The organism is Chitinophaga sp. 22308, from assembly GCF_052045305.1.
Classification (GTDB): domain Bacteria; phylum Bacteroidota; class Bacteroidia; order Chitinophagales; family Chitinophagaceae; genus Chitinophaga; species Chitinophaga varians_A.
Map to the genome: position 1 here is coordinate 943188 of NZ_JBQEOP010000001.1, position 15330 is coordinate 958517.

Below are 15330 nucleotides of genomic sequence, written 5' to 3' on the forward strand. Positions count from 1 at the left end.
TTCGTCCGAAAAAGAAAGGGAAGAGGTGTGCTCTTCCCCAAAAGGCTTATGTGTATGTACAGGGGTAAGTCAGCCTGAGAAACTTCACTTACACCCTTCTTTACAAACCTTTCTAAAACAAATCTATGAAAAAAAGCAGATTTGGAGGGGCTTCCTATGCGCTCAGCCAGACAGTCAAACTACTCCTCATTATGAAGTTATGTTTTGTTGTGGTGTTATTGTCCTGTTTACACGCTTCAGCAACCGTCTTTTCGCAGGAAAAATTCACGCTCACTTTCGTGAGGGCTGACGCAGACAAGATCTTCGCAAAGATCCAGCAGGAAAGCAACTATCGTTTTTTTTATAACTATACCGCCATCCGGCAGCTGGGCAAGATAGACCTGCAGGTAAAAGACGCCCCCCTGGCGGAAATAATGCGGCGGATGCTGGACAGTTCCGCGCTGGCTTTCCGCATCGTGGACAACAACCTGGTGGTCATCTCCCCCAAATCAGAACAAAGCGCAGGCAGGGTTACCGGTAAAGTGGCCGATGAGAAAGGCACACCGCTGGTAGGCGTGTCTGTAAAAGTAAAAGGTGGCAGCCAAGGCGCGGTAACAGACGCGGAAGGACGCTTCTCTTTACAGGCTGACGCCGGAGCGATACTGGTGATCAGCTATATGGGATTCATCACACAGGAAATTCCGGTGGGCGCCGAACAGCTGATGAACATCGTCCTCAAAGAATCCACCAGCGGCCTCAATGAAGTAGTGGTGATCGGTTACGGCACCCAACGAAAAAAAGATGTGACCGGCGCTATCAGCTCTGTCAGCAGTAAAGACCTGCGCAACGTGCCTGTGCGCAACGCGGCCGAAGCTTTACAGGGCAAGGTGAGCGGCGTGACCGTTTCACAGAGCAGCGGCAGCCCCGGATCTCCTCCGGTGGTACGTATCCGTGGTATCGGATCTATCAGCGGCAGCAATACGCCATTGTATATCGTTGACGGTCTGCCGCAGACAGATATCGGCTGGCTGAACCCCAACGATATTGAGGCGATGGACATCCTCAAAGACGCTTCCACGGCAGCCATCTATGGCTCCAGAGGCTCCAACGGCGTAGTGATCATCACTACCCGCAAAGGCAGTCGCAATGACACCAAAATGCATGTCACACTGGATACCTACACCGGCTGGCAGTCGGCCTGGAAACGGCCACACATGCTGAACGCGGCAGACTTCATCAAATATAAAATACAGGCCAATACCGCTGGTGGCGCACCCTTGCCCACCGATATCGATACCCCCGAGAAAGTGGCGCAGGTGCTCAAGTTTGTGAACGATAACAGCGGTCCTAACGGTACCGACTGGTGGAAAGAAATCATCCAGAGCAATGCACCCATACAAAGCTACAATGTAGGCGTGAGCGGCGCAGGTAAAAACCTGGTATACGCTTCCAGCGCCGGATATATGAAACAACAGGGGCTCGTGAAAGGGTCTGACTATGAACGCATCACCTGGCGCACCAATGTGGCGGCTGATATCGGGCCGCGGGTGAAACTCTCCACCAACTTCGGCCTCGTATATGAAAACCGCCGCAATGTGGACGAGAACAACCCCTTTACCGGCACCATCTTCAGCGCTATGGCCGCCGATCCGATCACACCGGTATACCGCAACAACCTGAAAAGCGTCCCGGATTTTTACCAGCGTATCATGACCGGTTATGAAGCCAATAACCCATATTCACAATATGCCGGTATCCTGTTCACCAACAAACCCAATCCGGTGGGACAGGTGGAACGCATGCAACAGAGCGTGTGGGAAGGCATTGCCATCAAAGGCGGAGCGGCGCTGGACGTGAAGATCCTCGAGCCGCTGACCTTCCGCAGTAATTTCGGGATGGACCTGAGCCGCGGCATCTCTAAAACTTTCCAGCCGGCATACTTCCTGAATTCCTTCGACTACGCTACCTATAATACCGTTGGCAATACTTCCGACTGGGGCAACTATTTTGTATGGGAGAACACGTTGAACTTTGACAAGACTTTTGGCAAACATCATATCACCGCATTGGCGGGTATTTCAGCGGAGCTTACCAAAGGGCTTAACTATGGCGCATCGAAGCAGAACATCGTGAACAATAATGTGGATATGCGTATCATCGACGCCGCCACGATGAACCCCGGTGCTTCCGGATATACTTTCTCCAACGCGTTACAGTCATTCTTCGGGCGTATCAACTACGTATATGCCGACCGTTATATCCTGGCAGCCAATGTGCGCCGGGACGGCAGTTCCAACTTCGGAAACGGCCATCGCTGGGGAACTTTCCCGTCTGCTTCCGCAGCATGGCGCTTCACGGAAGAAAACTTCATCAAAAATGCCAACCTGAAATGGTTGAGCAGCGGTAAACTGAGAGCGAGTTATGGTACCGTTGGCAACCAGTATGTGGATGTCAGCGGCCTGTATCTGTCGACCTACGACAATTCCAGCCGCTATCTCTTTGGCAGCAGCAGCAACCCTTTCCTGGGCGCGGGGCGCGTTACTATGGCTAACCCCAACCTGCAATGGGAAACATCCCAGCAGACAGACCTGGCGCTGGACCTGACGCTGTGGGACGGCCTCCTCGATGTGACCGTAGACTATTACAATAAAAAGGTAAAAGACATGCTGGTGGTGGTACCTATACCCACCACGATGGGTTACCCTTCCACCAATTTCTGGAGCAATGCAGGCAGTATGGTGAACAAAGGATGGGAAGTATCAATTGGACATAGCCATCAGTTCGGAGATTTCTCCTATAACGTGCGTCTTAACGTGTCTACCTTCCGTAATGAAGTGCTGAGCATGGGTGGGGGAGAGCCGATCTATACCGCTGCCCACCTGGGGGAAACGATCACCAAAACAGAGGTAGGTCAGCCGGTAGGGTACTACTATGGCTGGCTGACAGATGGTATCTTCCAGACACAGGAAGAAGTGAACAAAAGCCCGCAAAGCGCCAGCTCCCGCCCGGGCGATCTCCGCTTCAAGGACATCAACGGCGATGGCAAACTGGATGCGGCTGACCGAACCATGATCGGTAACCCCTGGCCGGATTTCGTATATGGTTTAAACATCAACCTGAACTATAAACGTTTTGACCTGGGCATGTTCTGGCAGGGCTCACAAGGCAATGACGTGATGAACATCCTGCGTTATGATACCGAGTCCGGCACCGGCTGGTACAATGCGCCACAGGGTTTCCTGGAAAAATCCTGGAACGGCCCCGGCTCCACTAACAAGTACTTCCGTATCAATTCCAATTCAGCGCTCAACAGCAGCGTGTCTGACTACTTTGTGGAAGACGGTTCCTATCTGCGATTGAAGAATATCCAGCTGGGTTACAACTTCCCTGAAAAATGGCTGGAGAGGGCACGTATACCACAGTTACGGTTATACGTAGGCGCGCAGAACCTGTTCACCTTCACCAAATACAGCGGACTTGATCCGGAGATGGGCAATGCCAACCCCCGGTTGATCGGTATTGACCAGGGATACTTCCCACAGGCCCGCACCTTTATGGTAGGCGTGAACGCTAAATTTTAATCCTTAACAATGTCTGTAATGAAAAAGATCGTATATACCTTACCGTTATTGATGCTTTTACTGGCCGCTTCCTGCTCTAAGGATTACCTGGACAGGCCGCCGTTGGGAAAACAAACGGACGACAACTTCTACACTTCGCCGGATGCGGGTTTCAAGACGGTTGTCAACTGCTACCTTGGATTTTATGAGTTTTGGGGATATCAGGCAGCGATTGCGGAGCTGGGCAATATGGCCACTGACGAAAGTGATAAAGGCGGTTCCGACGCCAACGACCGTCCTTTTGTAGTGGACCTGGGCTTTGGCCGTGCGCTTGCCAATAATGAAACGCTCAACGGCCTGTGGGCTGCCTGCTACAAAGGTATCGGCAACTGCAATGTGGCGCTGGAACGGCTTCCTGAAGCCAAACTAATCGATAGCAAAGGCAATCCCATTGATGACAAAACCAAGGGCCGTTACCTCGCGGAAGTGCGTTTTCTGCGCGCCTACTACTACCTGGACCTGGTACGTGTATTCGGCGGCGTGCCGCTGCTGACAAAAACGCTGCAGGTGGAAGACCGCAACAAGATCGTGCGTGCCGCTTCCAGTGAGGTGTTTCAGTTCATCACCAGTGAGCTGGAGGCCGTGGGCAACGATGCCGCGCTGCCTTCCCGCAACGACCTGCCAGCCACAGAACTGGGCCGTGTCACCAAAGAAGTGGCATGGTCCGTACAGGCAAGGGCTTATCTTTTTTTCGCTGAAGATGATAAAACCCTCTACGCCAAAGCCCGCGATGCGGCCAAAAAAGTGATCGATGCCAACGCCTTCAGCCTGGACCCCCAGTACCAGGCGCTGTTCCTGAAAGACGGCTATAAAAGCCCTGAAGCGGTATTCCCGATTATTTTCGGCGATGATCCCGCTGCATTTATCTACGGCACCACGCTGCCTGTCTATTGCTCGCCACGCAACGTCGGCGGATGGGGCTTTGACTGTCCTACGCAGTCACTGGTAGATGAGTATGAGGCCGGAGATCCTCGTATTCTCTTCACCATCCTCGACCAGGGAGATGTGTTCCCCGGCGGAGAAACGCTGGACTTCTCTTCCTATCCGAATACGGGCCATCACAACCGCAAAGTGTTCCTGCCCGCCAACCGCCGCGGCCAAGGATGGGGCAACGATGCCTGGACCATGCACCTGGTACGTTATGCGGACGTACTGCTGATGTACGCTGAAGCCTTGATTGAAAGTGGCGGCAGCAAACAGGAGGCTGCCAATTATATCAATATGGTGCGCAACCGCGCCAGCAACTCTTCCCATACTGACGCGGAAGCCGTGTCCCGCAAACGGGTGGTAGCGGCCACGCCACTGCCGGCGGTATCTGCCGGCGATGACCTGCGCAAGGCCCTGCGACACGAACGCCGCGTGGAGCTGGGATGCGAATACGGCCGCGTGTTCGACCTGCTGCGCTGGAACATCTATGTGACCACCATGAAAGATTATTCCACCAGACCTTATTCCAACGGAAAAGGCAACGCCTTCAGAGCGCCTGCTTCCGGCAGTAAATACCTCTTCCCGATACCGCAACAGGAAATAGACCGGACCGGCGGTGGTATCCAACAAAATCCCGGTTATTAATTACGAATTACGAATTACGAATTGGGGTTCATTAAAGGCCGGATCGCAATGGATTTTCAAGACAGTTAAGAAAATATCTGTAAAGGCAAATAAGGGATTCCTACAGTCAGGCAGTTCCCCATTCGTAATTCGTAATTGACATAAGTGAACGCTATAATCGAAAGAAATGAAAAAACTATGGTTGCCTGTGTTGCTCGCATTGCTTACGGCATGCGGGGCCAAACGTTCTGTTACCCGTATTTTATGTTACACTAAAAACACAGAAAGCCCCTGGGTAAAGCAATTACAGGAGGCAGGACAAAAAGAAGGCTGGCAGATAGTACTTACCGGCGACAGGCAGTATTTCCAGGATGATTCCCTGAAAGGCTTCAGCGCAGTATGTGTGCCCTTTTCACTGACAGACAGTTTGAACTACCGCGACATACCGGCGTTGAAACGTTATGCGGAAGCCGGTGGTGGCGGTATCCTCGCCGTGAAAGACAGCGCGGCCGTTAAACAGGGATGGCCCTGGCTGCGCGAGTGGAACACGCTGCCGGAAGGAAAGGAGCTGGAACAGGACAAAGGCCGCCTTTACATTGTGCCTGCCACAGCTGCGGCTGCAACCATACAACCTGCTGTCCGTTACCTGGTAGGCAACAATGCCTGGCCGGACTACAGCAAATCCTTGACCATTGCGCCACCGGACACTAACCGTTACACCTATACGGTACTGGACCACGGCCTGGACGAACCGATGGAGATGTGCATTCTTCCCGGTGGAAACGTACTGTTCGTAGAACGTAAAGGCGCCGTGAAACTCTATGACGCCCGCCAGCGACAAACCAAAACCATTGGCCGGTTCGATGTGTTCAGCGGTATTGAAGACGGCTTGCTGGGCGTGGCATTAGACCCTCATTATGAAAAAAATCATTGGGTATATTTTTACTACGCGCCCGCCGGAGAAAAATGGTACAATAAACTTGTCCGCCTCGAACTGCATGGCGACACGCTGGACATGTCTTCCGAAAAAGTGCTGATGGAGGTGCCCACGCAACGCCGCTATTGCTGCCACTCTGCGGGTTACCTGTTCTTCGGGCCGCAAGACCTGTTGTATTTATCTATCGGTGACAATACCAATGCGGAAGAAACCCATGGCTATACGCCCGTAGATGAAAGGCCCGGCCGAGAGTTGTCGGATGATCAGGCCAGTTCGGCCAACAGCATGGATTTGCGCGGCAAGATCCTGCGTATTAAGCCAGAGCCGGACGGAACTTATTCTATCCCCGAGGGCAACCTCTTCCCGAAAGACGGCTCCAAAGGCCGTCCTGAAATCTATGTGATGGGATGCCGCAACCCTTACCGTTTTTCTGTAGACATGAAAAATGCATTTGTCTATTGGGGCGATGTAGGGCCGGACACGAAAGTCCCGTCCGCAGAAGGCAGCACGCTGAGCTTCGATGAAATCAACCAGGCAAAGAAACCCGGTTTCTTCGGATGGCCTTACTTCAATGGTAACAACGAAGCCTATCCTTTGCTGGACTATGCTACCATGAAAGAGCGACCAGGTAAAGATCCGCTGCGCCCTGTGAATAATTCACCACATAATACCGGTATCAAGGAACTGCCGCCTGCACAGCCAGCCATGATATGGTATGGTGACGCCGCTTCTCCGGTGTTCCCGATGGTTGGCAAAGGCGGGGAGACTGCCATGGCCGGACCGGTATTCTACAGCGATCAGTTTAAGAACGCGCCTTATAAGCTGTCTGATTATTACAACGGAAAACTGTTTATCTACGAATGGATGCGACACTGGATCATGGCCGTCACGTTGGACTCCGCCGGCAATTACCTGCGTATGGAGCCTTTCCTCGAGAATATTGATTTCGCGGCACCTACGGACATGAAGTTTGCGCCCGACGGCAGTATTTACATGCTGGAATATGGCACCAACTGGTTTTCCAAAAACTCCAATGCCAAACTGGTGCGTATTACGTATTCGGAAGGCAACCGTCAACCGGTGGCGAATATACGCAGCAGCCAGTTGTATGGTGGTGCGCCGATGACGGTGAAACTCTCCGCTGCCGGTTCTATGGACTATGACAAAGGCGACAAGCTCACCTATACCTGGAAGATAGGGGACAAACAACTTAGCGGTGAGCAGGTGGATTACACATTTTCTCAGCCCGGCGTGTACAAAGTAGACCTGACGGTAGCTGACGACCATGGCGGGAAGGGTACCTCTTCCGTGGACATCAAGGTAGGCAATACGCCGCCGGACGTGCGGATCATGACCTCCGCAAACAGGAGCTTTTACTGGGACAATGCCGCACTGGATTATAAAGTGATGGTCACCGATCCGGAAGATGGCACCCCTGACAGCAGCAAGATCAAAATCACGTTTGATTATCTCCCGATGGGAAAAGATTTCGCATTGGTACTCGCTAATAACGGTGCCGGCAATACGAAGTTCGCCAAAGGACATCAGTTGTTCTGGTCGCTGGACTGTAAGTCGTGCCATACGGAGAATACCACCTCTATTGGCCCCAGCCTCCGGGAGGTGGCCAAACGTTATGCCGACAACGAGACAAACATGAACAAACTGGCGGCCAAAATTATTGCCGGCGGCAGCGGCAGCTGGGGCAACCGTACCATGTCCGCCCATCCGGACATGTCTGCTGACGATGCCAAGGAGATCGTGCATTACATTCTGTCTCTCAGCAGCGTGCAGGGCACCCTGCCCATGCGGGGCGTGCAGTCTTTTAAGGCACATGCCGGCAAAGGCAATGAGGGCGGCTATCTGCTGATGGCCACCTATACCGATAAAGGCGCCAATAATATAGAGCCGATCACCAGCAGGGATTATCTCATGCTGAGAAACCCGCGGGTGCAGGCTGAAGATTTTGATGAAGGGAATGTAAACCTCATCACGATCACTACAGCAGGGTTGGCTTATACAGCTGTGCGCAACAACAGCTATATCCGGTTCAACCATCTGTATATGGACGGCGTGAAAAGCATGCAGTTCAACGTGCAGGAACAGGGTATTGGCGGTGTGGTGGAAATCCACCTGGACAAGCCAGATGGCCCGTTGGCAGGCAAGGCGATAGTGAAAGCCGGAACTGCAGCAGCAGCCGGGCCAACAGCAGGCTGGAAGCCGGTGTCCGCGGCAGTACAGCCGGTGACGGGGCAGCATGACCTGTACTTCGTGTTCAAAAGCAACGATGGTAAAGATGGTTATCTCTTTAACATGGATTGGATCAATTTCTCCAACAATAACTGATCGTATGTCCCTTTCCGTAAGGCTGCGGCTGTCCGTCCTGATGCTATTGGAGTACTTTACCTGGGGTGCCTGGTATGTCACCATGGGCACATACCTGATCACCGCGTTGAAAGCCGACGCGGTGCAGGTGGGCGCAGCGTATGCCAATCTTTCTATTGCGGCCATTATCTCCCCTTTTTTCGTGGGGTTGATAGCTGACCGTTTTTTTGCGGCGCAGAAGGTGCTGGGCGTATTACATCTGGCAGGTGCGGCCACGCTTTATCTGACAGGCAGCGTACATGATTTTGGTAGTTTCTGGTGGCTGATATTACTGTATACCTTGTTGTACATGCCTACCATGTCGCTGGCCAATGCTATTTCCTTCCGGCAGATGACCGATGCCGGGAGGGAATTTCCCTCCGTGCGTGTATTCGGCACCGTAGGATGGATCATTGCCGGTTTGCTAATAGGCTTTGCTAAGGTGGAAGCCAGTGCCGCCACCTTTCATATTGCCGCTGCCAGTTCTTTGTTACTGGGCGTTTACAGCTTTTTTCTGCCCGATACGCCACCGGTGAAGAAAAAGGTGCAGCTGTCTGATGTGCTGGGACTGGACGCGCTGGTGTTGTTTAAAAGCCGCGCTTACTGGTTGTTTTTTATCACGGCTATTGCCGTGTGTATACCACTGGCATTTTATTACAGTTTTACCAACGCTTTCCTGAATGACAGCGGCATGAGCAATGCCGCGGGTAAAATGACGCTGGGACAGGTTTCCGAGTTCCTGTTCCTGCTGCTGATGCCGTTGCTGTTTGTGCGCATGGGCGTAAAGCGTATGCTGGTGCTGGGCATGGCCTGCTGGATACTGCGGTATGTATTGTTTGCCTATGGCGACAGTGGCACGGGCACCTGGATGTTGTATGGCGGCATTGTGCTGCATGGCATGTGTTACGATTTCTTTTTCGTGACGGGGCAGATCTATACCGACCGCAAAGCAGGAGAAGCCGTGAAGAACGCTGCGCAGGGATTGATCACGCTGGCCACCTATGGCATCGGCATGCTGGTAGGATCTTACGTGTCAGGGTTTGTGGCGCGTCGCTTCAGCGGGATAACAGCCACCGGTCCGGTGTACGACTGGCAGGCCATCTGGCTGGTGCCGGCCGGTATTACCGGTGTGTTCCTGCTGTTGTTTGTTTTTTTATTCCGGGATGATGATCAACAATAACGATAACAATTAAACATTTTTATATGGGAAGAAAAATTGCCATGCTGGGCAGTGGTTTTATCGGCCGGTTTTACGCCGATTCCATCCACAGCCAGCGCAGTAAAGACAGGATCGTCAGCATTTATTCCCGCCGGGAAGAAAGTGCGCAGAAATTTGCGGCAGACTATCAAACGCCTCACTGGACGACGGTCATGGAAGATGCCATCAATCATCCGGAGGTGGACGTGGTGTGTATCGCTTTGCCCAACAACCTGCATGAAGCGGCCGTGATGGCCTGCTGTAAAGCAAAGAAAGCGGTGATCTGCACCAAGCCGCTGGGCCGTAACGCTGAGGAAGCCAAAAGGATGCTGGAAGCCGTAGAAGCGGCGGGCATTTTCCACGGTTATATGGAAGACCTGGTATATACGCCTAAATTCTCCAAAGCCCTGCAAAGCGTGCAGGACGGCGCCTTAGGCCGTATCCTCTGGGCCAAGTCGCGGGAAACGCATCCCGGTCCGCACAGCGAATGGTTCTGGGACAAAGAACAGGCCGGCGGCGGCTGTATCCTTGATTTAGGTTGTCACTGCGTAGAGATCGCCCGCAGCTTTATCGGCAAAGACATCAAACCGGTAGAAGTGATGTGTTGGGCAGATACTCAGGTAAAACCAATTGATGCGGAAGACCATGCCATCGGTCTGGTAAGGTATGAAAACGGTGCCATTGGCCAGTTTGAGGTAAGCTGGACTTTCCGCGGCGGCCTTGACCTGCGCGACGAGGTGATGGGCACCGAAGGAACGATCTGGCTCAACAGCTTCCTGCGTACCGGTTTTGATATGTTCACCACCGGCAAAGGTGCGGAGTATGTTGCGGAGAAAGCAGAGAGCAACACCGGCTGGTTGTTTCCCGTAGGGGATGAATTAAATGACCTGGGATACAATCATATGTTCACGGACATGTTCAACGCCATCGAACAAAACAAGGCGCCGCGTGAATCCTTTTATGACGGTTATGTGGTGAACGCTGTGCTGGACGCAGCTTACCGGAGCGCTGCCAGCAAACAGTGGGAGCCGGTGAAGCTGGAGATATGGCGTGGCCGCGAAGGAGTAGACAAAGGCGCTTCGCTGGTGGATTATGATGACAAACATTATCTGATCAAGGAAGAGAAAACACATTTCGGCAGCACGAAACTGATATTAAAAGAAAAACAAAGCGGTAAGATCATTGAAGTGACCCGCTAATCATCCAAATAAAAAGATATGACCGCATACGATCGCAGGAAATTTCTCAGAACAGCGACAATAACGGGTGTAGGGCTCGGCCTTGTGGGCCGGGCCGGCTCCCTGTTTGCCGGCACGCCTGCCGAAACAGGAAAACGGGTAGGCATCATTGGTTTGGACACCTCGCACAGTGTGGAGTTCACCAAAATGCTGAACGCACAAAACGCAGATCCTGCCTACCATGGATTTAAAGTGGTGGCCGCTTATCCGCAGGGCAGTAAAGACATTGCTTCCAGCCTGGAGATGGTGCCCGGTAACCTCACTAAAGTAAAAGAGCTGGGCGTGGAGATCGTGGATTCCATTGCAACGTTGCTGGAAAAGGTAGACGTAGTGCTGCTGGAGTCCAACGATGGGCGTGTGCACCTGGAACAGGCGCTCCCGGTGTTTAAAGCCGGCAAAAGGGTTTTTATCGATAAGCCCATAGCCGCTTCCCTGGCAGATACCAAAGCGATTTTTAAGGCAGCCGAAAAACATAACGTGCCGGTGTTCTCTTCTTCCGCCTTACGTTTTATTGACAGCATCCAGCAGGTGAAGCAGGGCAAGATCGGCAAAGTGGCCGGGGCAGACGTGTATACGCCGTCGCCTACGGAGAAAACGCACCCGGACTTATTCTGGTACGGTATCCATGGCGTGGAAATGTTGTTTGCCCTGATGGGTACCGGTTGCCGTAAGGTGACACGCACCACCTCCGCAGACATGGACCAGGTGACTGGCGTATGGGCCGATGGCCGTATTGGCACCCTGCGCGGCGTTATCAAAGGCCCGTATGGTTTTGGCGGCCATGCTTTTGGCGAAAAAGGCATTATGCCCATCGGTGATTTCAACTCGTACCAGCCGCTGGTATTGCAGATCACTTCCTTCTTCCAGACTGGTGTGGTGCCGGTGGACCCGCAGGAGACTATCGAGATGATGGCCTTCATGGAAGCAGCCGATGCCAGCAAAAAGAAAAAAGGCGCTCCTGTAATGATGAATGCGTAGCGCCCTGTCCCGGGGCGGGCCTCGTGTCTGCTTCGGGACTTTATTTACTCGTACAGGAATTCCACATAGGCGACGGTCAGCGTTTGGCCGTTATGGAATTTCACCCAGCCGTAGGGCTTCTTTTTGCGGCCATAATCTTCCCGGTCTGTCAGCTGTGCCCAATCTCCCCGTACTTCTCCCACTTTAAAACAATCATCGCAGTAGTCGTCCCGTTTGGGAAAAGGAATCCGTTTGCCCCCTGGCGATTCAAACAGCGGCATATCTGGTTTGACATGAACGATAGCTGACCGTTGCAGCAAATTTCCCCAGGTTTCATACAGGTACCAGTTGGGATTATAGGCGCCTTTTTTACCGTTAACAGGCAAGCTGTTATGCAGGTCTTTTTGTACCATCGTTTTATACACAGCATATCCGGGCTGAATGCGGATAAAACAGGTGAGCTTTTCTTTTTCATTGATCACCACCCGGAAATATGTTTTCGTTGCCTCCACTACGCGGAACTGTAACTCCGGAGAGAAGTGTACCAGTCCCATGTTGATATGCCGGCGGCCTGTTTCGTAGGTGTCTCCTTCAAAAAAACGGTAAGGGGCGAAGCGGGTTTTGAGCACTTTTGTCAGGAAAGCATAGCTGCCGTCTTTCTTTTGCCTGACGGCCAGTGTGTCGAAGGGTGTTTTGTCGCCGGCATTGGCGTACAACGGAATTTTTTCTGTAAAACTGATTTGCAGGATGCCGGTGCCGACAGAGTCGTAACGGGCCAGGAGAGGTAAAGCGGAACCGGGCTGCCGGCCGCAGGCAGAGAGGCTGAACAGGAGGGAGAGCATAAAAAAACAAAACTTCATGGGTGGTTTTTTTATGCAGGATGCAGTCAGCAGCCCGGATTCCATAAATTATCCTAAACTTTTCCCATATACGGGTCCGTAATGCTTTCCTGGCCCGTTTCCACGCGGCCGGCGTATCTCCGGGCGTATTGACCATGACCATCGGCCAGTACCGTGAAATCGTACCATCCGTGGCTGGATTGCAACGGCAGCAGGATTTGCGCGGACTGGTCTCTTGTCACCGTACGGGTAATGGTTTTGTTACCGTAGGCGTTGTCCCGGATGGTAATGCTCAGTGGTTTACCGCCATTATTAGCCAGGGAGAGCAATACATTGCCTGTGGGCTTTTGGGTGGATTTGTTTCGTTCATACGTACACGTAGTGGTGATGGCCGGATCTTCGGTATTGCCAATTGCTTCGCGGAAGAAACCATTCGGTCCATGTAGCAGCAGGTGGTAGCGGTTGTTTTCGAATGCGCTCAGCGGCCATTCATAATGCAGCTGGTCACCGGCTTTGACGGCGAAGGACCAGTTGCGGCATTTGTCGGTGTTGCCTTTATCGTCTTTGTAAGTCACCGGTGCTATCACGGTAAACGGTGAACCTGAGGCTGCCGCGCCAAAGATTTTGTTGCCGGCAGCCAAAGATGCTTTCACCTGGTGGGAACCGGGTTGGCACTCAATCTCAGCGTACAGCTCATAAGGCAGGGCAGGAGAGGGGCGCACGCCTTTTTCCTGCGGCGCCAGCAGATGGGCCGGCGTGGGTTTGCCGGTCACTTGTGCGATGGCTTCCGTTGTCAGTTTTTGAAAACCGGCAGGGATGTTTTTGAACTGTGCGTTATAGATATCCTGCACGAACTTTTCCTTTTGCAGGAAAGGCAGTTTTTCTTTTTTAGGAACAAAGGTGCTGAAGGCAGCGGTAAGATCGCCGCAGATGGTACGTCTCCACTGACTGATATTATCCAGGTGTACCTGTTTTTTGTATTTGCGGTTCACGAACGTTTCGAGGAACTGCAACGTGGACGTATGGTCGAAAACCTGTGAGCATACTTTGCCGCCGCGGCTCCAGGGCGATGCGATGATCAAGGGAACGCGGAATCCCAGTCCCACAGGCGCTTCGCGGGCCTGTTTCTGAAGGATGCCCTGCGCCAGTTCATTTTCGAGTCTTACATGTTCCACTTCCGTGTCAATACCCGCGGACACTTTGCCGGTGCCGGGTTTATTTTCATCCGGGATGGAGAACGGCGGCACGTGGTCATAGTAGCCGTCATTTTCATCGTAGGTAACGATGAAGATGGTCTTCTTCCATACTTCGGGATTGCCGGTGAGGATGTCCATGATCTCTGACACATACCAGGCGCCGTACCAGGGAGCGCTGGGGTGATCGGAGAAATTCTGCGGGCCGCTGAGCCAGGACACGGCAGGAAGCTTGCCATCACGTACGTCCTGACGGAATTGGTGCAGGATATCGCCTGCCGGCACCGTGACTTTACGGTCCCGTCCATCGTCAGAATATTGGAACGTGGTCACGCTGCGGAAATTGGGATCGCCGCTGTTGATCACAAAGGCGTTGTAGTACAGCTGTTTTTGTTGCGCCGACAGTTTTTCAAAACTTTCTTTGTTCCATTGGGCCAGTTCTTTGGTGGCGTTGTCCAGTACTTCCTGTTTTTTCGCGATGTCGGTGCGTATTTTCTGCGCGGCTTCATCGGAGGAAGGTGAGGCTTCCTGTAGTTTGTTGATCTCTTCCGGAAGCGTTTCTACCTGTTTGTGCAGCGTTTGGATATAGCGGGAGGAGAACTTCACATGATATGTTTCGAAGAATTCGAGGAGGTTACAACCGAAGTTGGCCAGCCATGCGCGTTCTTCGCCCTTGAAGCCACCGCCGCAGCTAAGGTCGTTCTGATAAAATTTCCAGGGAATATCATTTTCAGACAGCAGTTCCGGGAATGTTTTCCAGGTGTGTTTGCCGTAGCTGAAGTCGTCGTTGCGGATGTTTTGTTTGGTGCGACCGTTTTCTTCACTGTTGATTTTACCTGTCCAGAAGAAGGAGCGGTTAGGCGTGGTGCTGGTCATGCCGGAACAGAAGTGTTGGTCGCATATGGTGAAAGCGTCTGCCATGGCGTAGTTGAAGGGGAGGTCTTCGCGTGTGAAATAGCCCATGGTGAGCGGCATGTGTGCATATTGTTTGTTGCCCGGTTTTTTTGCCAGCAGCCATTGATCATGTTTGCCTGCGTTGTAGGCATCGACCTGGCTGGCGCGGGAATGGGGCAATGAGCCCATCCAGGTGATTTTAGTGTCTTTGATATCGAGGCGGAATGGCGCGTAGGTATCTCCTTTATCGTCGGTCTGGAACCATACGGGTTTCAGGTCGGGCAGCGGTATGGCACGAGGGTCGCGGAAGCCTCTGACGCCCTGCAGTGTGCCGAAGCAGTGGTCAAAGGAGCGGTTTTCCTGCATGAGTATAACAATGTGTTCTGCGTCGAGCCAGGTGCTGCCAGGTGTTGGGTCTATCGCGAGCGCACGTTGAATAGATGCCGGCATGATAGTGGAAAAGCCGGCGGCGCCGGAAAGCAATAAGGATTTTTTCAGGAATTCCCTGCGAGTGTCCATGAGTGGAATCGTTTAAAAGTGTGGCTTAGTTTAGTTTGTGTCAG

8 protein-coding genes are annotated in these 15330 nt (G+C 52.6%); 6 read left to right on the forward strand and 2 right to left on the reverse strand.

Annotated elements, in window-relative coordinates; all coding sequences use genetic code 11:
- Positions 1-125: 125 nt before the first annotated feature.
- From ACTJJS_RS03810 to ACTJJS_RS03835, 6 genes are all read left to right on the forward strand, one after another.
- Complete coding sequence (locus ACTJJS_RS03810; protein WP_440662486.1) at positions 126-3560, forward strand: TonB-dependent receptor; 3435 nt, start codon at positions 126-128, stop codon at positions 3558-3560.
- Between the two features lie 18 nt (positions 3561-3578).
- The gene (locus tag ACTJJS_RS03815) at positions 3579-5171 is read left to right on the forward strand and encodes a RagB/SusD family nutrient uptake outer membrane protein (RefSeq protein WP_440662487.1); all 1593 of its coding nucleotides are present in this window, start codon (positions 3579-3581) and stop codon (positions 5169-5171) included.
- Positions 5172-5337: 166 nt separating this feature from the next.
- Entirely contained in the window at positions 5338-8430 is a 3093-nt protein-coding gene (locus ACTJJS_RS03820; RefSeq protein ID WP_440662488.1) for a PQQ-dependent sugar dehydrogenase, read from the forward strand.
- Positions 8431-8434: 4 nt separating this feature from the next.
- On the forward strand, positions 8435-9628 hold the full coding sequence (locus tag ACTJJS_RS03825) for a nucleoside permease (protein WP_343744948.1): 1194 nt from the start codon (positions 8435-8437) through the stop codon (positions 9626-9628).
- Between the two features lie 23 nt (positions 9629-9651).
- On the forward strand, positions 9652-10845 hold the full coding sequence (locus ACTJJS_RS03830) for a Gfo/Idh/MocA family protein (RefSeq protein ID WP_168869178.1): 1194 nt from the start codon (positions 9652-9654) through the stop codon (positions 10843-10845).
- An 18-nt stretch (positions 10846-10863) separates the two neighbouring features.
- Positions 10864-11862 carry a Gfo/Idh/MocA family protein gene (locus ACTJJS_RS03835; RefSeq protein ID WP_440662489.1) on the forward strand — a complete coding sequence of 333 codons (999 nt, stop codon included), beginning with the start codon at positions 10864-10866 and terminating at the stop codon, positions 11860-11862.
- 44 nt (positions 11863-11906) lie between these two features.
- Here ACTJJS_RS03835 and ACTJJS_RS03840 read toward each other — a convergent pair whose 3' ends face one another.
- Both ACTJJS_RS03840 and ACTJJS_RS03845 read right to left on the reverse strand, forming a co-directional pair.
- Positions 11907-12701 (reverse strand): hypothetical protein, encoded by a 795-nt coding sequence (locus tag ACTJJS_RS03840; RefSeq protein ID WP_440662490.1) that lies wholly within the window; start codon positions 12699-12701, stop codon positions 11907-11909.
- Between the two features lie 53 nt (positions 12702-12754).
- Complete coding sequence (locus ACTJJS_RS03845; RefSeq protein ID WP_440662491.1) at positions 12755-15286, reverse strand: phosphocholine-specific phospholipase C; 2532 nt, start codon at positions 15284-15286, stop codon at positions 12755-12757.
- Positions 15287-15330 lie beyond the last annotated feature (44 nt).